This is a genomic window from Catellatospora paridis, from assembly GCF_009720365.1.
Classification (GTDB): Bacteria; Actinomycetota; Actinomycetes; order Mycobacteriales; family Micromonosporaceae; genus Catellatospora; species Catellatospora paridis.
The window spans coordinates 31,541-49,198 of sequence record NZ_ML769323.1 but is presented as its reverse complement, the minus strand read 5'-3'; the positions used below and the strand labels follow the sequence as shown (position 1 = coordinate 49,198).

The window sequence follows — 17,658 nt, the reverse complement described above, 5'->3', positions numbered from 1 at the left end:
ATAAAGATCTGCCGAAGCCACCGTCGCGCATCCCCGACGACGGCACGGCCGCCCGGCCCGCTGCTCCCCCAGCAGCGCCGCCGACGCGCCGATCCGTCCGCGCGGCGAACGACGGAAGGAAGCACCTCCGTGACCCCCACCGTCCCCCGGACCCGACGACGACGCGCCGCCCACCTCGCGCTGCTGCTCGCTGCCGTGTTCCTGGTCGTGAGCGGGCTGGCACCGGCGGCGCCCGCGTTCGCGGAGCCCAACGAGGGCAGCTCCAAGACGCTCGCACAGTTGCGCGAGAACCTTGAGGTGGCGGCCAAGGGCTACCTGGAGGCGGAGGCGGCGCTGGAAACCGCCAAGGCCTCGCAGAAGGCGCTTGCCGCCGAGCTGATCAAAGCCGAGTCGGAGCTGGAGCGGCTGCGCGTGTTCGTCGGCCAGTACGCGGCGGAGGCCTACAAGACCGGCAAGCTCGGCGTGGTCAGCCTGATGATCAACGGCACCAACCCGGGCTCGCTGCTGTCCAAGGCCAGCGCCATGGACCGGATGACCCAGCGCGACGAGGCCCGGATGAACGACTTCCGGACCCGAAAGCAGGAGGTCACCGCGAAGAAGGCCGCGATCGACATCCAGCTGAAGCTGCAGCAGGACGCGCTCAAAGAGATCGAGAAGCGCAAGAAGGCGGCCGACCAGGCCCTGCGCGCCGTCGACGGGCGCAGTTCGAGCGGCTACATCAACCCGAACTCCCCGCTGGCCAAGCCCGCCCCGCGCAACGCCAACGGGTCCTGGCCCAGCGAGGGCTGCTCGATCAAGGACCCGACCACCAGCGGCTGCATCACCCCGCGCACCCTGTGGGCGATGAACCAGGCCAAGGCCAACGGCTTCGCGCGCTACGTCTCGTGTCACCGCTCCAGCGGCGGCGGCGAGCACCCCAAGGGTCGAGCCTGCGACTTCGCCTCGGCCACCGGCGGGTTCACCAACTCCTCCGCCAGCGGCGGCGACCGCACCTACGGCAACAACCTGGCCTCGTTCTTCATCAAGAACGCCAGCCGCCTAGGCGTCATGTACGTGATCTGGTACTGCAAGATCTGGATCAACGGCGGGTGGAAGAACTACAGTTCCGCGGGCTCCAGCTGCGGCGACAACCCGGCCGGCGACCACACCAACCACGTGCACGTGTCCATCCTCTGACCCAGGGCACGACAGCACCGCAGGGGCGCTCTCCCACGGGGGGCGCCCCTGTCGTATACCCCCGACGGCTTGTCGCGGATCGGTGGCGTAGCGGGCCGGTGAACGGGCACAGTGATGGCATGACGAACGTCGGAGATCCGCCGCAGTACTTCTGGTGCATCAGGCACAACAGGGTCGAGCACGGCGACGACAGATGCCCGTCGAAGTACCTCCTCGGCCCGTACCCCTCCCCCGCCGACGCCGAGCAGGCGCTGGCCAAGGTCAAGGAGCGCAACGAGGAGTGGGAGGACGAGGACGCCCGCTGGCAGGGCGACCCCTCCTGAACCGCTGATCAGCGCGGGACGGTCGCCGCCTCGCGGAGCAGGATGGTCAGGTCGGCGGTGGCCGCGCGCTGCCGCCGTCCGTCGTGCTCCAGCTCGAAGGTCAGCCGCACCACGACCTCGGCGAAGCCCTTCGGGCGGGTGCGCGTGGAGAGCAGGTCCGCGCCCATCCGCACCAGCGCGCCCACCGGCACCGGGGCGCGCAGCCGCAGGTTGTCCAGGCCCTGGTTGACGGTCATGTCCACGCCCTCGACCCGCCAGATCTCGGCCAGCAGGGTCGGCGTCAGCGACATGGTGAGGAAGCCGTGCGCGATGGTGCCGCCGTAGGGCCCGCTCGCGGCGCGCTCGGGGTCGGTGTGGATCCACTGGTCGTCCCAGGTCGCCTCGGCGAACAGGTCCACCTGGCGCTGCGTGATCTCATGCCACGCGCTGTGGCCCAGGAAGCTGCCGACGACGTCGGCGAGGTCGCGCACATGCGTCACGGTCTGCGGCACAGCCGCGATCCTATGCGGACATCCCGCCTTTTGTGACCGGTGCAGGTGCCACAACCGGCCGATGCGCTGAGTCGGATCTCCACCGGGTGTGCGAAGCTGCCTCGAGCTCGTCGGCTCGCGTCAGCGAGACGAGCAGCAATCCTTCCGACAGCGCGTTTCCCTCGCGCGTTCACTTTGGAGGTCTTCGTGGCCTGGTTCATCGGCCAGTCGCTCCTCATGATCCTGACAGCGTTCCTGCTCGGCCTGCTGGTGGGCTGGCTGCTGTTCAGCAGGCGCGGCAAGTCCACCCCGGCGGAGCAGCCGGCCGCGGCCGCCGCGCCGTCCGCCCCGGTCGTGGCGCAAGCCGCGCCGGTCGCCGCGGTCACCGTGGCCGACGAGCCCAAGGCCGAGCAGCCGAAGGCTGCCAAGAAGCCGTCCAAGAAGGCCGTGCCCGCCCCCGCCGCACCCGCCGACGACGAGATCGAGGTGCAGCAGCGGCCGGTGTCGCTGGTCGCCCCGATCGCCAAGCCCGAGCCGGTCACCGAGACCAAGCCGGTCGCCGAGACCAAGCCGGTCGCCGCGGTGACCGAGCCGGTCGCCGTCGCCGACGAGCCCGACGACGCGGTGGAGGCCGCGGTCGAGGCCGCCCAGGACAAGGCGTTCAAGGTCGAGGCGTCGACGCTCACCCCGATCGAGAACATGCTGGTCGCCGCGGGCGACAACCTGCAGCGCATCGAGGGCATCGGACCCAAGATGGAGGCCGCGCTGACGGCCGCCGGGATGGGCACGTACGCCGCGGTCGCCGCAGCCGACAACGACGCCCTGCGCAACGCCATCGAGGCGGGCGGGCTCAACTTCGCGCCCGCGCTGCTCAGCTGGTCGCGCCAGGCCCAGCTGCTCGTCGACGGGGACGAGGAGGGGCTGGCCGACCTGCAGCGCCGCCTCGTCGCCGGCCGCGACACGGGACGGGAATGAGCATGGCGGACAACGCTCGCAGGTTCCACCCGGTGGTCGGGGTGGCGGTCGCGGTGCTCGGCCTGGCCGGCATCGTCACCGCGCAGCACCTGCCCTTCCGGGAGAACATCCAGGACGATCTCACGACCCGTTCCGAGCAGGCGCTGCAGGCCGCGGGGCTGTCCTCGGTGCAGGTCGACTTCATCGGGCGGGACGGCACACTGAAGGCCGCTTCGACCGCCGAGGCCGACCGGGCGCTGGAGATCGTGCGCGGGCTGGAGGGCGTACGCGTCGCCGTCGCCGATGTGCCTGAGGTCGCCGCACCGGCTCCGTCGCCGTCGGCGACCGCCGCGGCCACCCCGCCGACGGTCGTGGTCACCCTGTCCGGCGGGCGTGCCACGCTCACCGGCACGGTGCCCGGCGAGGACGCCCGCAAGCGGCTCGTCGAGGCGGCCACCTTCCTGGCCGGCACCGGCCCGGTGGACGACCAGCTCAAGGTCGACCCGAGCGTCACCGACGCCGGGCTGGACGCCGTCGCCAACGCGGTCTCCGCGTACGGCCAGGGCGCCAAGGACGTGTCGGTGGAGCTGCGCGGCGGCATCCTGTCGCTGGCGGGCACCGTCGCCTCGCAGGCCGCCAAGGACGCCGTGGCGGCCGCCGCGACCGAGGCCGGCGCGACCGTGGTCGACCGCATCGAGGTGGCGAAGGTCCAGCAGGAGCTGGTCAAGCTGCCGGCGGTGACCTTCCTGGACAACAGCACGACGCTGACCGCGGCGGGTCGGGCCGCGCTCGCCCAGGCGGCCCGCATCCTCACCGCCAACCCGCAGGTCAAGGTGCGGATCGAGGGCCACACGGACAGCAACGGCTCGACCGCGGACAACCTGGCGCTGAGCCGGGCCCGGTCCAAGACGGTGCTGGACTTCCTGGTGAAGCAGGGTGTCGCCACCGACCGGCTGAGCGCCGAGGGTTACGGCGAGAGCCGTCCCGCCCGCCCGAACACCAGCGAGGCCAACCAGGCCGTCAACCGCCGCGTGGAGTTCGTCGTCCTGCCCTGAGCTGCACGTTTCGTGAACGCACGTCAGGAAGGGCACCTTCTACAACGCAAAGCGTTGTGAAGGTGCCCTTCCTTTGCTTTCTACTCGGCGCCGGTGTAGCGGACTCGGTAGATCTTGGCGTTCGGGTCGTCGGGGGCGGCGGTGTCGGCGTCGGGGTAGAGGGCGGTGAAGTAGAGGCCGTCGGGGCCCGCGGCGAGGCCGACCACGGTGGCCTTGCCGGTGCCGTTGTACTCCAGCAGCGTCTTCGGCTTGCCGACCTTGCCGCCGTCGAAGGTGAACTCGACGATCCGCTTGCCGTTGTCCTGCGGGCCGCTGGCGAACGTCGGGCCGCTCTCCGCCACGAACATGTGCCCGTGCTTGCTCTTCGGGAAGCCTGAGCCGTGGTGCACGTCCGGGTCGACGAAGGCGATCGAGGTGGGCGCGGTCGACGGCGACCAGATGTGCAGCTTCGGCTTGAGCATGCTGTCGCGGGTGCCGTCCCAGCCGTAGTCGACGCCCTTGTCCACCCGCGACAGCCGGTCGATCGCGGTGCCGTTCTCGACCTGGTAGTAGCTGCCGTCGGTGCGCCACGCCCCGCCGAACGGGTTGCGAAAGCCCGAGGCGTAGACGTAGTCGCGGGCGGTGATGCCGTCCGCGGCGTCGTAGAACGGGTTGTCGGCCGGCGCGCTGCCGTCCAGGTTCACCCGCAGGATCTTCCCGCGGAACGAGTTCAGGTCCTTGGCCGTGTACGCCAGCATGGCGTCGCCCATGTGCACGTAGAGCTTGCCGTCCGGGCCGATGGTGAGCTGGGAGATCTGGTGCGCGGCCGACTGGGCCTCGGCGGGCATGTCCAGCAGGGTCGTCTGCTTCGACGCGGTCAGCCCGCCGTCCTTGCTGGAGAAGCGCACCACCTTGGGGTAGTGCACGCCGCCGCGCTCGTAGAGCACCGAGGCGAGCACGTCGCCGTTGTTCGGGTCGACGACGATGCCGGTGACGCCCTTCTCGCCGGTGCCCGGGAAGGTGCCCCGCGGGTTGAAGTTCAGCAGGTTCTTCGCGTAGACGCGGGTGCTCAGGTCACCCTTGACCACCTTGATCTGGCCGTACAGCTCGGTCACGTAGAACATCGGCTGCGCCGGGTCGCCGGTGTGCCCCGGCGCCATGGCCAGGTGCACGGGCAGCTGGAAGCCGCCGGCCACCTCCTCGACCCGGTAACCGTCCTGGCGGACGTGCCAGGTGCCGGCCCCGGCGAGCGGGGCACGCTGCGGGAGGGTGCGGAACGCGCGGTAGCCCCAGGGGCTCCACTGCTTCGCCTTTACCTTGCTGTCGTCGCGGTAGCGCAGCCGCAGGTCGTACTCGCGGTCGGCGGCCAGGTCGCGGCGGGCCGCGAAGGAGTTCTCGAACTCGCCGTCGCCGAGGTGGGCGTGGACCAGCTGCGGGCCGTCGACGCAGGGCGAGTGCCAGACCCGCTCGGCGGGCTCGACCGACCAGATCTCCCACTCGGTGCAGACGTGCTTGACCTTCTTGCCGTCCTTGCGGGTCGGCATCGGGGCGCTCTCCATGTGCACGTCGGCACCGCTGACCAGGTGCCCGTCGGCCCGCGGTTCGGTGACGGCGGGCGCGCCGGGCAGCGGCGTGCCGAGTGTGCGCACCGGCCGGGGCGGCGGCTGCGGCGCTCCGCTGCTGTAGGCCTGCCGGAAGGAGAGGTAGCCGATGCCGGCCAGCACGACGGCCACCACGGTCGCGGTGACCAGAAAGCGTCTGTTCTTCATATCTTCCCCACATCGCAGACAAGTCGGCGAATTCGGGCAAGGTTACCGGCACGGCGCCGGGCGGCGCGTGTTACACGCCCGGCGTCGCGCAGGTTGGCAGCGATCTCACAGGGTCGGGTCGGCGGTCACCACTGGTACATCTCGCCGTTCTCGTCGAGCATGAACCAGGTGCCGTCCATGCCCTGCCCGTGGGCGTCGCCCGGCTTGTCGTTCTGGAACCGGTAGAGCGGCAGGTTGCGGTAGGTGGTCTGCACGGTCCCGTCGGGCCGGGTGTGCGTGGACAGCAGGAAGCCGTCCACCCCGTCCCCGTTGACCGCGTCCCCGACCATCGGCGGCCAGGTCACCGCGCACTTGTCCAGGCAGGCGCTCTTGCCCTTGGCATCCTTGAGGAAGACGTAGAGCGTGCGGCCCTGCTGGTCGACCAGCGCCTTGCGACCGCCCACATTGGCGATCCGCACCGCGGCCCGGACGGGTGACGGCGAGGCGGCCGCCGGGGCGGCGGACACACCCGCGGCCCCCACGTCCGCCCCGGCGGGCGGGGTGGTGCTCTCGGCGCAGGCCCCGAGGGCCCCTGCGGTGATCACGGCGGCGAGCAGAGCGAATCGGCGTACGAACATTGGTGCCACCCCGTTGGCGGATCCGACAAGTTGGCACAAAGCGTAGTGATCGCGGGACATTCCACAGGTGAAACGCGCCAGAACACGCCCATCCGGAGGATATGAATCCAATTCGGATATAACTAAGTTGAGGCTGCAACCACGGCCGACAACGCTGTCGAGGGCTGAACGTGTCGTTATGTGACACCTATGTGTCCATCCGGTGGACGTTTCGGGGGTTGTGGTGAAGGTTGTTGCCCGTAACTCTCATGGGAGTCCCACCGATCAGTCGAGAGGCACAGCCGATGGCAGTCACCGGCGGCGCACCGCCGTGGGCACCCCAGTACGTCCAGGAAGCCGATGTTCCGATGGTCACGGCACGACGCCGCCGCCGTCGCTCCATCGGCTTCCGCCTGCTGCTGCCCATCGCCGTGGCCACGATCGGCGTCGGCGTGCTGGGCGGCGTGCAGACGTCGTCCGCCATGGACGAGGCACGCGAGGCTGAGTCGTCCGGTGCGGTGGCACAGGCGCTGACCGCCACCGTCAAGCTGAACCACCAGCTCGAACAGGAGCTGTCGGAGACCGAGGCGCTGCTGCAGCGCGGTGGCAAGGCGGGCGAGCTGCTGCTCACCGCGCAGCGGCGGCGCACCGATGAGGCGCTGGCCCGCTACCGGGCCACGGTGCCCGTCGCGGTGCAGGCCGCGCCGGAGATCCGCGGGCTGGTCGACGACGCCGACGCCGCGCTCGCCGAACTGCCCCGGATGCGGGAGTCGGCGCAGTTCCCGCCGGAGGGCCAGCCTGCCGCCAAGACCTCCCCGGAGACCGTCTACGACCCGCTGACCCATGCCATGTTCGCCGTCGGCGAGGCGCTGGCCGCCGCCCCCACCGATGCCCGGCTCAACGCGCTGACCGAGACGGTGGCCGCGCTGAACGCGGTCGAGCACCACGCCGCGGAGCAGCGCGGGCTGCTGCGCACCGTCTTCGCCCGGGGCCGCTTCGAGCACGGCGAGCTGGCCGAGCTCGGCGAGCTGCACGGCGCCGAGGCCGAACGGGTGGCGCAGTTCGAGCGGGTGTCCGGTCCCCAGCTGACCGCGCGCTACCGCGAGGTCGTCCGCGGCGCCGACGTGGACCGGGCCCGCACCCTGCTCGAAGGAGCGCTCACCGCCGACAGCACCCCGGCCGGCCTGCGCGTCGACCCGGACGCCTGGTTCATCGCCAAGTCCAACGCGCTGCGCCGGCTGTACCTGTTCGAGTTGGAGGTCATCGGCTCGCTGGAGGCCGAGGCCACCCGGCAGCACGCTGCCGCCGAACGTGACGCGCTGACCAGCGGTGGCGCATCCGTCCTGGTCATCGTCGTCTCCCTCGGCATCGCGGTGCTGCTGTCCGTGCGCACCAGCCGCGGCCTGCGCCGGCTGAGCCGGTCCGCGATGGACATCGCCAGCGGCGAGCTGCCCACCGCGATCGCCGAGGTCTCCTCCGCGCCAGGGGTCGAGACCGTGCGCCGCCTGGTGCGCGCCTCCAACGAGCAGGCGGAGAAGGCGCTGGCCGGGCCCAACGACGAGATCGGCGAGGTCGGCGCGGCGCTGGCCAACCTGCACCAGCAGGCGCTGCGCCTGGCCGCGGACCAGGCCATGCTGCGCCACGACATCTCTCAGATGTTCGTGAACCTGTCCCGCCGTGGCCAGACGCTGGTGCAGCGCCAGCTGCACCTGATCGACGAGTTCGAGCGCGGCGAGACCGACCCGCAGTCGCTGGCCAAGCTGTTCGCCCTGGACCACCTCGCCGCCCGCATGCGGCGCAACGAGGAGAACCTGCTGGTGCTCGCCGGCGGTGAGCCGGGCCGCCGCTTCGTCAACGCCGAGCTGCTGGTCGACGTCGTGCACGCGGCCGCCGCGGAGATCGACCAGTACCCCCGGGTGGAGACCAACTCCATCGCGGACCTGTGCGTCGTCGCGCACGCCGTGGGCGACGTCGTGCACCTGCTGGCCGAGCTGCTGGAGAACGCCACCGACTTCTCCCCGCCGAACAGCCGCGTGCTGGTCACCACCAGGCGCGGGGTGGACGGTCTCACCATCAACATCTTCGACGCCGGCATCGGCATGCCGCCCGGACAGCTGCAGGAGATCAACGAGCGGCTGATCCGGCCGTCCATGCTGACCAGTGAGCTGGCCCGCACCATGGGCCTGCTGGTGGTCGCCCGGATCGCCGCCCGCCGCGGGATAACGGTGCAGCTGCGCAGCAGCCCCGGCGGAGGTACCGTGGCGCTGGTGCTGCTGCCGACGGCGCTGCTCGCCCCGCCGCACAGCGCGGTGAGCAGGCTGACCGTCACGTCCGGCAATGGAGACCTGCCCGACGGCGAGACGCTGCGCACCCGACGGCCTGGCGCCCGCCCGGTCGCCGGCGCATCGGCCATGACCGCACGACCCCCCGTTCCCGCACCACCGTCCGGCCCTACCCCCACCGACCCACCACCCGCCGTCCTCTCCCCCGTCCCGTCCACGCCCGTGCCCGCCGCCACCTTCGCGGCGGCCGCCGACGCGCCGACCCAGGCGATCCCTGCGGTCCGGCAGGCACCCCCCGACCGTCCGCCGCTCCTGCCCTCCGGCCTGCCCCAGCGACGCCCCGGCGACCTCGCGTCGCCCGGCCGCGCGGCCACGACCTCCTCCCGGACCGACAGCTCCGGACTGCTGGACCCCGAAGCGGTCCGGGCCCGGCTGTCCGGTCTGGCCGGCGGTATCGCGGCCGCTCACCGCGAACTGGCTCGTGAGCAGCGCCTGTCAGCCCCGCCAGCAACGAAGGAAAGCACTCGATGACTCAGAACCCCGCGCAGCTCGCCGGCGCCGACGAGATCGGCGGCCTCGACTGGCTGCTGACCTCCTTCGCCCAACGGATCGCCGACGTCACCTACGTGCTGGCCGTCTCTGTGGACGGCCTGACGATCGCCCACTCGGACGGGCTGCGTCAGGATCTGTCCGACCAGCTCTCTGCCATCACGAGCGGGATGGCCAGCCTCACCATCGGCGCGGCGCGCTGCCTGAGCAGCGGCCAGGTGCGCCAGACGGTGGTGGACATGGACGAGGGCGTACTCCTGATCATGGCGGTCCGCGACCGGGCGTTCCTCGCCGTGGTGGCCGCGCCCGGCTGCGACCTCGGCCAGATCGGCTACGAGACGGCGCTGCTGGCGCACCGCGTGGCGTACGCGCTGGAACCGGAGGCGCGGGTGGACGGCCAGTGGTGAGGCGCCGCCGGCTGGCCCTGCTGCTCTGCGTGCTGCTCGCCCCGGCGCTCGCCGCCTGCACAGCGGAGGCCGAAGCGGCGGCACCCGCCTGGCACGGCGGCACCCTGACCATCGGCACCGGCCCCACCAACGGAGTGTTCAACCAGGTGGGCGGCGGTTACGCCGATCTGATCAACCGTCACCTGCCCGGCTACGAGGCGCTCGCCCCGCCGACCAACGGCGCGGGCGAGAACCTGCAGCGGCTGGCCATCGACGACGTGCAGATCGCGTTCACGTTCGCCGACGTGGCCGCGGACGCCGCCGCCGGCAAGGGCCTGTTCGAGGGCAAGCCGGTGCAGTTCCGGGCGCTGGCCCGGGTCTTCAACGGCCAGACCCACCTGGCGGTGCGTCGCAATTCGGGCATCAAGTCCATCAAGGACCTGAAGGGCAAGCGGGTCGGCACCGGCCCGCAGAACTCCGGCAGCGAGGAGGTGGCCGTCCGGCTGCTGACCGTCGCCGGCCTGGACCTCAAGCGCGACATCACCCAGGTGTCGGCGTCGCTGTCGCAGATGACGTCCTCGATGCGCACCGGCGACCTGGACGCGATGTTCTATTCGGCCGGCCTGCCGACCACCGGCATCCAGGGGCTGTTCGACCAGTCCCCGGGGGTGTTCATGCTGGTCCCGCTCGACGAGCTGGGCCAAGCCGTCAGCAAGGCGCACCCCGACATCTACGCCCCCGGCACCATCCCGAAAGGCATGTACGGCCTGACCGCCGACGTGGACACCATCGCGGTGCCCAACCTCGTCGTGGTGTCGGTGGACATGCCCGACGAGGTCGCGTACCGGCTCACCCAGCTGCTCTTCGACCACCAGGAAGAACTGGCCGCAGTGCACCCCGAGGGCGGCAACTTCAGCCGCGACATCGCGCCGCTGGTGTCGCCGTTGGAGCTGCACCCCGGCGCGCGGCGATTCTACGGAGTGTCCTGACCGGGCGCGGTGAAATCGTAGGACAAGACCTCTTCCGGACGGCCCCGGCGTAGCGTCGGAGCCGTCCGGAGGTGTGTGATGCCGTTCTTCGCTGCCATCTGGTTCACCGTCGTCGTCGGCTGGCTGATCCACGTCGCCGTGGACAAGCACCCGGGTCGGCGTACCAAGCACCGCGTCGTCGAGCTGGCCCTGCTGTGGATCATGGTGGTCGGGGCGGGCATCTGGGGCCTGCTCGGCGGGTTCAGCCACATCGGCCCGACGTCCGACCAGACCGCCGAGCAGATCGGCTACACCCAGTCGATGTTCCAGTGGGAGGTCGGCTGGGGCGACATCGCGGTGGCCGTGCTGGCGATCGGCTGCGCCTGGCGGCGGCTGCGCGGCACCTGGCTGACCGCCGCGGTGACCGCGCTGGCCATCTCGTTCTGGGGCGACGCCTGGGGCCACTTCAACCAGTGGGTGTTCCACGACAACCACGCGCCGGCCAACGTCTGGGCGCTGCCGTCGGACATCCTGATGCCCCTGTTCGCCATCATCCTGCTGGTCATGTACCGCCGCGGCGCCCCCGCCCAGTCCTTCGAACAGGCCTCCACCGCCCTGCCCACCCGCCCCTGACCGCCAGGCCCACGCGCCCACCCGCCCCGACGCCGCGCCCATCTGCCCGACGCGCCCATCCGGGCGCGGCGCGCACCAAGGTCACTCGACTTGCCAGGCACATGGGCGAATGCGGGCTCAAGATACGCACAGGTGCCTGGCAAGTCGGACGATCAACGTGCGGCGTGGAGCGTGGAGCATGCCCCCGTCAGGTCTGGCCGGGGGCTTCGATGACGTAAGGGATCAGGGCGACCGGGAGGTCGGCGGCGCCCGGACCGCCCGCCGCGGCCCAGGCGGCGACGTACTCCACCGTCGACTCGTCGAGGACGCCGCCGAGCCACACCGGGCGGCCGCCCTCGCGGCGACCGGTCGGGCGCGGGTGCACCACCATCACGTTGGAGTGCTCGCAGACGTCCAGGCACTGCGCGATGCGCACCCGTACCCCCGCCTTCTCCAGCTGCCGCAGCTGGCCTTCATGATCGGTGTCCGGGTGTTTGGCGGTGCCGCAACAGCAGTCGCGGCACACCGTCACCCTCGCCTTCACGCGGCCGCCCGCACGGCGGCGGTGTCCGCGACCGCACCGGCCCGCAGCCCGGCCAGTCCGAATCCGACCCCGATCCCGGCCCACAGCACCACCGAGGCCAGCAGCGACAGCAACCGGAACGACCACAGCAGATCGGCCGGCGTGCTGATCTCGTCGCCCGACGACGGCAGCGTGAACAGCAGGGCGAGCCCGATCAGCACCACCCCGACCGGGGCCAGCTGGCGCAGTGGCAGCGCCGCCCCGCGCTCGGCGAGACGGCCCGCCAGCAGGCCCGCCGCGGACACCGTGGCCAGCCCGATCGCGATCGCGGCCAGCCAGGTCGCGGTCCGCGCCTGCTGCGTCGCCTCGCTGCCCACGCCCGGCGGGTTCGTCGGGTAGCGCAGGAACGGCAGCAGCGCCACGCCCAGGAAGCCGCCCCCGGCCAGGCGCAGCGCCCGGCCCCACGGATCGGCCCCGGGATCACGGCGGTGCAGCACCGCGTACACCAGGCCGAACAGCAGCCCGATCGCCATCCCGGCCAGGATCACCGAGACCAGCATGCCGACGTGCTGCGTGTCGCGGCTGAACAGCTCCGCGCCGTGGCCTTCACCGGCGTTGGCGTGTTCGAGGGCGATCGCCCGGTCGATGACCGGCTCGGCGAGCACCAGGGACACCACGGCGGAGAGGGCCCCGGCGCACGCGCCGGCCAGCCCACCCCGCCCCATCAGCGAGAGCAGGGACATGTCCGCCCCGCTCAGTGGCAGTTGGCGGCGAACAGGTGCCGCCCGTCGTGGGACAGCTCGTGCAGGTAGTTGGCGCTACGGGAGAGTTCCCCGTATACCGGGGACAGCAGCGCGCCCTGGTCCAGGAACACCGCGTAGAGGATGAACAGTGCCAGTGCGACGAGCACACCGGCGATGACCTGATCCCGCAGCCGCCCCGCGATTGAGGCCGTCTCCTGCGACGGCACCGCGGGCGTCGACAACGCACCCATGACAGACCTCCTCCTCGGGGTTCACCGCCCCGAACTGGACAACGACGGGTCAGTGTCCTGACTCCCGGGTGGATGGAACTTCGTCGCGCTTGCCGCGCCTTCCAGCCGCTGCGGCGGCCGTGGCTCGTGCGGGGCGCTCCCCGGTCACAGTGGCGGGACCGTCCCAGATTCTCACTGGGTTCCTGCGCACCGTCGTCTGATGTGAACTTGTTGCCCTCACCATGCCAGCTACGCTCGCCGGCCGTCAAACCTTCTCAGGGGTGACGATGGTGAATATCCGCGTGAAGTACGCCGTGGTCGTGGCTGTGGCCGTGCTCATGGCTGTGGTCGTGGCTGTGCCCGGCATCACCCGGGTGGTGGTGCGGGGTCTGCGGGGCGCCGACCCGGTCCTCGAAGCCCGGCAGGCTGACCCGGTACACACACGAGTCGCAGTTCATCCGGATGTCCCCGGCCAGCGCCTCGCCGTAGCGCTCGATCACCAGGTCGGCCAGGGCGTCGGTGTCGCCGAGCACGTCGGCGCAGCGCACGTCCACGTCGGGGCGGCCCGCCGCCCAGGCCGCGGCCTGCTCGGCCACCCGGCGCGGCAGCACCCCGGTGAAGAGGAAGTACGGCAGCACCACGATCCGCCGCGCGCCCAGCGCCGCGCAGCGGTCCAGCCCCGCGGGCACGCCGGGGGACGCGAGGGAGACGAAGGCGTACTCCACGCCGCCCACTCGGGCCGTCTCGGCCAGCAGCCGGGCGGCCCGCGCCACGTCGGCGTTCGCGTCGGGGTCCGTGGAGCCGCGGCCGACCAGCAGCACCGTCACGCTCTGATCGGAATCCGGCGGAGCGGCCTCCGCCTGGGCCAGCCGCTCCCGCAGCAGCGCCAGCACGGTCGGGTGCGCGCCGAGCGGGCGGCCGTACGACACCGCCAGGCCGGGGTGCCGCAACTGCTCGCGGGCCAGCGCCGCGGGGATGTCGCCCTTGGCGTGCCCCGCCGCGACCAGCATCAGCGGCACGGCCGCCAGCCGGCGGTGCCCGCCCGCGACGAGTTCCGCCACCGCTTCGCCCAGCGGGGGTGGGGACAGCTCGATGAAGCCGCCGCCGACGGTCACGCCGCGCGGGGCGAGGCGCTTGCCGACCCGTTCGGTGAACGCGCGGAACTGCTCGGCACCGTCCGTGTCGGACGTGCCGTGCCCGGCGATGAGCAGCGCGGGCGGGGTGGTGGTCACGGTATTTCCCTCCAGGGGTCGTCGAAGTGGCGTCGGAGCCGGCCGGGCCGCCTAGGGTTCCTGGGCTTCCAGGTCGAGCGAGGGTTCCGCAAGTGCCAGAGGGTCGCCGTAGAGCAGGGCGTTCACGGCCGCCGCAGCGACGGCCGAGCCGCCGCGGGCGCTCACGTTGGACAGTTGCGGCAGTCCTGACGCCCGTAGCGCCGCCTTCGACTCCGCCGCGCCGACGTAGCCCACCGGCAGGCCGACCACCAGCGCCGGGACGAGCCGCCCGGCCGCGGCCAGCCGCAGCAGCTCGTACAGGGCGGTCGGGGCGTTGCCGACGGCCCACACCGCTCCCGTGGGGTGTTCGGCCGCGGCCAGCCGCACCGCCGCCGCCGACCGGGTGACGCCCTCGGCCGCGGCCAGTTCCGCCGCGCGTGACGAGGCGACCAGGCAGCGCGTGGGGTAGCGGGTGATCCCCGCGCCGACCATGGTCACGTCGACGACCAGCGGCGCGCCCGCGGCCAGCGCCGCGGCCCCGGCGGCCAGCGCCGCCTCGTCCAGCACCAGGTCGGCGGCCCAGTCCGGATCGGCGGTGGTGTGCACGATGCGCTCGGCCACGTCCCGGCTGTGCCGCGGCAGGCCCGAGGTGTCCACCGCGGACCGCAGGATGCGGTAGGACTCCGCCTCGATCGGGTGCACCGATCTGCGCACCACCGTCATCGCGCCTCCCGTTCGACCAGGACGACCGCGTCGACCGGGCACACCTCGACGCACTCGCCGCACCCCGTGCACAGGTCCGGCCGGGCGTACAGCCGGGCCGGGCCCGTCCCGCCGATCGGCCGGATCGCGTGCGTCGGGCAGGTCAGCAGGCATGCGCCGCAGCCCTGGCAGCCGTCGAAGCGGACCGGGCTCACCGCGCCATCCACGCGTACCCCCGCGGGGTGACCATGCGCCCGGCGACCGTGCGGGTGGTGCTGGCGCCCACGATCACCACCGTGTTCATGTCCACGTCGGCCGGGTCGACCGCCTCCAGCGTGGTCAGCGCGATCCGCTCGCCGGCCCGGGACGCGTCGCGGACCAGCCCGATCGGCGTGCCCGGCGGCCGGTGGGCGCCCAGGATCGCCAGCGCCGCCGGCAGCTGCCGGGTACGCCGCGCGCTGCGCGGGTTGTACAGGCACACCACGAGATCCGCCTGCGCCGCCGCCTCCAGCCGCCGCTCGATCACCTCCCAGGGCGTGTGCAGGTCCGACAGCGACAGGTACATGTGGTCGTGCCCCAGCGGCGCGCCCAGCAGCGACGACGCGGCCAGCGCCGCGGTCACCCCGGGCACCGCGGTCACCTCGATGTCGTCCCCGGCGAACTCCAGCGCCGGGGAGGCCATCGCGTACACGCCCGCGTCGCCGGAGCCGATCAGCGCCACCGCGTGGCCCTGCCGCGCCAGCTCCACGGCCGACCGCGCCCGCTCCTCCTCCGCGCCCAGTCCGGAGTCGACGATCCGGGTGCCGGGGCGCAGCAGGTGCCGGACCTGGTCCACGTACTGGTCGAGGCCGACGACGATCGAGGACGCGCGCAGCTGTGCCGTCGCCCGGGGCGTGCGCAGATCCGCCGCACCCGGCCCGAGGCCGATCACCACGAGCCGGCCCGCCGGCACCAGCCGGGCCACCGCGACGGTCGCCATCGCCGACGCGGTCTTGCCCGCCACCAGCGCCGCGTCACGTCCCCGGGCCCGCGCGGCCAGCAGTGCCGCCGCCTCGGCCACGCTCGGCGTGCCCACGGCGGCCCGGACCACCTCGGACGGGTTCGGCACCGCCACTGCCGCGAGTTCCGCCGCGGGGAACGTCACCAGCGGCAGGCCACGCGACGCGGCGTACGCGACCAGCCCGGCCTCGTCGGCCTTCACATCGGCGGTCGCCACCGCGCACACCGACTCCGCCGCCAGCCCCGCCTCGGCCAGCACCCGCGCGACCAGCTCGGCGATCTCGCCGGCGGACACGCCCCGGCTCGCACCGATGCCGAGCACCAGCGACGGCGGACGCAGCACCAGCACCGACCGGACCGCAGCCGCGACACCGGCGACCGCCGCGGGGCCCTGTGGCGCACAGCCATCGGCCGAGCCGGTGTCCCAGGCCGTGTCGCGGTCGGTGATCAGCACCCGGTGGGCGGCATCGGGGTGGTCGCCGAGGTCGGCGGGCAGCGCGGGCAGCGGCCACACCTGATCAGACCGCAAGTGCACCGGTTCGCCGTCGAGCAGCGCCCGCGACACCGGCGCGACCGCCTCCGGGTTCGCGACGGCGAATCCGAGCGTGTCCAGCCCCGGCAGCCCGGTCGCGTCGGTGCCCGTGGTCACCACGGGCGACGCCCCCAGCACGTCCGACACCCTCGCCGCCAGCGCGTTGGCCCCACCGGCGTGCCCGCCGAGCAGCGCGACGGCCCACCGCCCCGCCTCGTCGACACACACCACGCCGGGCTGCGCGTGCTTGCCACGGGCCACGTCCGAGCCACGCCCCGTCGCGGGGACCGCCCCGCCGGGAGTTGCTGCACTTTCGGGGAAAGTGCACGAATCAGGGTGTCCTGAACTGCAGTTTCCGTGAAACTGCGGGCCGGGATCGCCTGGCCCGGCGGCGTCGGCGGTGAGGAGGGGGGCCAGGAGGCGGACGGTGGCGCCGGTCGCGAGGAAGGCGACGACGGTTTCGGAGTCGGACCAGGCGCGGGTGAGCTGGTCGCGGACGCGTCCCTCGTGGATGGTGCACTCGCCGGGCCACGCGGCGGCCAGCCGCTGCGCGGCGGCTCGGCCGGCGGCGGTGGCCCAGATCAGGCCGATGGTCATGGCAGCTCCCCGGAGACGACGAAGACAGGATTGGTGGCGGCGAGCCGATGGCTTCCATCGGGCAGCGGGCTCAGGCGCGAGGCCTGCAGCTGTACGCCCTCCGTCCGGTACCCGGCCGCGCTGAGCACGGCCAGCGCCGGGCTGACGCGTTCGAGCCCGGCCACCGCGGTGACCAGGCGGGACGGCCGCCGCGCGGCGCAGGCGGCCAGCACGGGCGGGCCCCCGCCGCCGACGAACACGGCATCCGGCTCGGGCAGCCCGGCCAGGCATCCGGGCGCGTCGCCCGCGACCAGCCACACCCCGAGGCCGGCCGCGTTCGCGCTGATCAGCGGCAGGGCCGCGGGGTCGCGTTCGACGGCGATCACCGCCGCGCCGAACCGGGCGCACTCCACGGCGACCGAGCCGGATCCGGCACCCACGTCCCAGACCAGGTCGCCGAGGCGCGGGCCGAGCCGGGCCAGCACGTACGCGCGTACCTCCGCCTTGGTGATCATCGAGTCGCGGTGGGCGTAGGCGGCCTCCGGCAGCGCCCACCCGGCAGGCCCGGGGCCTGCGCCGGCGATCCACCCGGGACCTGGCCGCACGTCCGGGCGGGCCGGGTCCAGCACCAGCACCACGTTCGGGTCGGCCCAGTCGGCCGCGTGCGCCTGCGCCGCCTCGACGGTCACCAGGCGCTCCTGCGGCGTGCCCAACCGCTCCGCGACCACCAGCGTGCGCGGCCACCCGGCCAGCGCCGCGCCCAGCTCCGCCGGGCCGCTGCCGGGCGCGGTCAACACCGCCACCTTCGGGTACGCCCGGCAGACGTTGACCGCGCGCCGCAGCCCACCGCCGGGCGCGCCCCCACCGGGCGGCCTGCGGTCCTGCTCTCCATGGCGAACCGGCCCGTCGCCGTGGTCGCCGTCGGTCGGGCCGGATGATCCGTTTTTGTGGACGCCCGGTGCCCCTGGAGGGGCGCCCGGCGGGCCCCAACACGGGGCCTGGGCCCCCGCCGGGGTGGCGAGG

18 protein-coding genes, 1 pseudogene and 1 riboswitch are annotated in these 17,658 nt (G+C 72.9%); of the genes and pseudogenes, 8 read left to right on the top strand and 11 right to left on the bottom strand.

All coding sequences use genetic code 11. From position 1 onward, the window contains the following. The first annotated feature begins 129 nt into the window (after positions 1 to 129). Positions 130 to 1,176, top strand: coding sequence for a coiled-coil domain-containing protein (locus F9C41_RS26300; protein ID WP_155389530.1), 1,047 nt, complete (start codon positions 130 to 132; stop codon positions 1,174 to 1,176). Positions 1,177 to 1,295: 119 nt separating this feature from the next. Next, positions 1,296 to 1,499, top strand: coding sequence for a hypothetical protein (locus F9C41_RS26295; protein WP_155389529.1), 204 nt, complete (start codon positions 1,296 to 1,298; stop codon positions 1,497 to 1,499). A gap of 8 nt (positions 1,500 to 1,507) precedes the next feature. Here F9C41_RS26295 and F9C41_RS26290 read toward each other — a convergent pair whose 3' ends face one another. Further along, positions 1,508 to 1,990: a MaoC family dehydratase gene (locus F9C41_RS26290; protein ID WP_155389528.1), complete on the bottom strand. Its 483-nt coding sequence runs from the start codon at positions 1,988 to 1,990 to the stop codon at positions 1,508 to 1,510. Positions 1,991 to 2,176: 186 nt separating this feature from the next. Between F9C41_RS26290 and F9C41_RS26285 the strand changes: the two genes are divergently transcribed. Then, positions 2,177 to 2,944 carry a helix-hairpin-helix domain-containing protein gene (locus F9C41_RS26285; protein WP_155389527.1) on the top strand — a complete coding sequence of 256 codons (768 nt, stop codon included), beginning with the start codon at positions 2,177 to 2,179 and terminating at the stop codon, positions 2,942 to 2,944. 2 nt (positions 2,945 to 2,946) lie between these two features. Beyond that, a complete protein-coding gene (locus F9C41_RS26280) occupies positions 2,947 to 3,978 on the top strand; it encodes an OmpA family protein (protein WP_196279958.1) in 1,032 nt (343 codons plus the stop codon). Positions 3,979 to 4,058: 80 nt separating this feature from the next. Here F9C41_RS26280 and F9C41_RS26275 read toward each other — a convergent pair whose 3' ends face one another. Beyond that, positions 4,059 to 5,726, bottom strand: a complete 1,668-nt coding sequence (locus F9C41_RS26275) for a PQQ-dependent sugar dehydrogenase (protein WP_155389525.1) — start codon at positions 5,724 to 5,726, stop codon at positions 4,059 to 4,061. A gap of 125 nt (positions 5,727 to 5,851) precedes the next feature. Then, positions 5,852 to 6,343, bottom strand: a complete 492-nt coding sequence (locus tag F9C41_RS26270) for a COG4315 family predicted lipoprotein (protein WP_155389524.1) — start codon at positions 6,341 to 6,343, stop codon at positions 5,852 to 5,854. A gap of 284 nt (positions 6,344 to 6,627) precedes the next feature. Between F9C41_RS26270 and F9C41_RS26265 the strand changes: the two genes are divergently transcribed. The 4 genes from F9C41_RS26265 (at position 6,628) to F9C41_RS26250 (ending at position 11,140) form a co-directional block, all read left to right on the top strand. Next, positions 6,628 to 9,135, top strand: coding sequence for a nitrate- and nitrite sensing domain-containing protein (locus tag F9C41_RS26265; RefSeq protein WP_196279957.1), 2,508 nt, complete (start codon positions 6,628 to 6,630; stop codon positions 9,133 to 9,135). After that, positions 9,132 to 9,560 (top strand): roadblock/LC7 domain-containing protein, encoded by a 429-nt coding sequence (locus tag F9C41_RS26260; protein WP_144125048.1) that lies wholly within the window; start codon positions 9,132 to 9,134, stop codon positions 9,558 to 9,560. Before F9C41_RS26265 ends, F9C41_RS26260 begins: the two co-directional genes overlap by 4 nt. Next, entirely contained in the window at positions 9,554 to 10,528 is a 975-nt protein-coding gene (locus F9C41_RS26255; protein WP_196279956.1) for a TAXI family TRAP transporter solute-binding subunit, read from the top strand. Before F9C41_RS26260 ends, F9C41_RS26255 begins: the two co-directional genes overlap by 7 nt. Before the next feature lie 78 nt (positions 10,529 to 10,606). Further along, the gene (locus tag F9C41_RS26250; RefSeq protein WP_155389522.1) at positions 10,607 to 11,140 is read left to right on the top strand and encodes a DUF6790 family protein; all 534 of its coding nucleotides are present in this window, start codon (positions 10,607 to 10,609) and stop codon (positions 11,138 to 11,140) included. Between the two features lie 187 nt (positions 11,141 to 11,327). On the opposite strand, the gene F9C41_RS26245 is transcribed toward F9C41_RS26250, so the two are convergent. From F9C41_RS26245 to F9C41_RS40830, 8 genes and pseudogenes are all read right to left on the bottom strand, one after another. Continuing rightward, complete coding sequence (locus tag F9C41_RS26245) at positions 11,328 to 11,663, bottom strand: (2Fe-2S) ferredoxin domain-containing protein (RefSeq protein WP_155389521.1); 336 nt, start codon at positions 11,661 to 11,663, stop codon at positions 11,328 to 11,330. Further along, the gene (locus tag F9C41_RS26240; RefSeq protein ID WP_155389520.1) at positions 11,660 to 12,385 is read right to left on the bottom strand and encodes a CbtA family protein; all 726 of its coding nucleotides are present in this window, start codon (positions 12,383 to 12,385) and stop codon (positions 11,660 to 11,662) included. The genes F9C41_RS26245 and F9C41_RS26240 overlap by 4 nt, the downstream gene beginning before the upstream one ends. An 11-nt stretch (positions 12,386 to 12,396) precedes the next feature. Continuing rightward, a complete protein-coding gene (locus F9C41_RS26235) occupies positions 12,397 to 12,636 on the bottom strand; it encodes a CbtB-domain containing protein (protein ID WP_155389519.1) in 240 nt (79 codons plus the stop codon). 30 nt (positions 12,637 to 12,666) lie between these two features. Continuing rightward, positions 12,667 to 12,862: riboswitch (cobalamin riboswitch) on the bottom strand. Between the two features lie 28 nt (positions 12,863 to 12,890). Next, positions 12,891 to 13,847: a sirohydrochlorin chelatase gene (locus F9C41_RS26230; protein ID WP_155389518.1), complete on the bottom strand. Its 957-nt coding sequence runs from the start codon at positions 13,845 to 13,847 to the stop codon at positions 12,891 to 12,893. Between the two features lie 51 nt (positions 13,848 to 13,898). Beyond that, positions 13,899 to 14,540: a precorrin-8X methylmutase gene (locus F9C41_RS26225; protein ID WP_230690050.1), complete on the bottom strand. Its 642-nt coding sequence runs from the start codon at positions 14,538 to 14,540 to the stop codon at positions 13,899 to 13,901. A 32-nt stretch (positions 14,541 to 14,572) separates the two neighbouring features. Further along, a pseudogene (locus F9C41_RS26220) lies at positions 14,573 to 14,755 on the bottom strand (4Fe-4S binding protein); the annotation flags it as partial. Further along, positions 14,740 to 16,656: a precorrin-3B C(17)-methyltransferase gene (cobJ, locus tag F9C41_RS26215; protein WP_155389663.1), complete on the bottom strand. Its 1,917-nt coding sequence runs from the start codon at positions 16,654 to 16,656 to the stop codon at positions 14,740 to 14,742. The gene cobJ and the pseudogene F9C41_RS26220, both read right to left, overlap by 16 nt. Then, positions 16,653 to 17,658: bifunctional cobalt-precorrin-7 (C(5))-methyltransferase/cobalt-precorrin-6B (C(15))-methyltransferase (locus F9C41_RS40830; protein WP_407924735.1), on the bottom strand; the 1,006-nt coding region annotated here is incomplete at its 5' end. The genes F9C41_RS40830 and cobJ, both read right to left, overlap by 4 nt.

What these genes read in the sequence shown, in the direction of transcription:
- F9C41_RS26295 (WP_155389529.1), top strand. Translation starts at nt 1,296, where the DNA reads ATGACGAACGTCGGAGATCCGCCGCAGTACTTCTGGTGCATCAGGCAC.
- F9C41_RS26280 (WP_196279958.1), top strand. Translation starts at nt 2,947, where the DNA reads ATGGCGGACAACGCTCGCAGGTTCCACCCGGTGGTCGGGGTGGCGGTC.
- F9C41_RS26275 (WP_155389525.1), bottom strand. Translation starts at nt 5,726, where the DNA reads ATGAAGAACAGACGCTTTCTGGTCACCGCGACCGTGGTGGCCGTCGTG.
- F9C41_RS26270 (WP_155389524.1), bottom strand. Translation starts at nt 6,343, where the DNA reads ATGTTCGTACGCCGATTCGCTCTGCTCGCCGCCGTGATCACCGCAGGG.
- F9C41_RS26265 (WP_196279957.1), top strand. Translation starts at nt 6,628, where the DNA reads ATGGCAGTCACCGGCGGCGCACCGCCGTGGGCACCCCAGTACGTCCAG.
- F9C41_RS26260 (WP_144125048.1), top strand. Translation starts at nt 9,132, where the DNA reads ATGACTCAGAACCCCGCGCAGCTCGCCGGCGCCGACGAGATCGGCGGC.
- F9C41_RS26250 (WP_155389522.1), top strand. Translation starts at nt 10,607, where the DNA reads ATGCCGTTCTTCGCTGCCATCTGGTTCACCGTCGTCGTCGGCTGGCTG.
- F9C41_RS26240 (WP_155389520.1), bottom strand. Translation starts at nt 12,385, where the DNA reads ATGTCCCTGCTCTCGCTGATGGGGCGGGGTGGGCTGGCCGGCGCGTGC.
- F9C41_RS26235 (WP_155389519.1), bottom strand. Translation starts at nt 12,636, where the DNA reads ATGGGTGCGTTGTCGACGCCCGCGGTGCCGTCGCAGGAGACGGCCTCA.
- cobJ (WP_155389663.1), bottom strand. Translation starts at nt 16,656, where the DNA reads ATGACCATCGGCCTGATCTGGGCCACCGCCGCCGGCCGAGCCGCCGCG.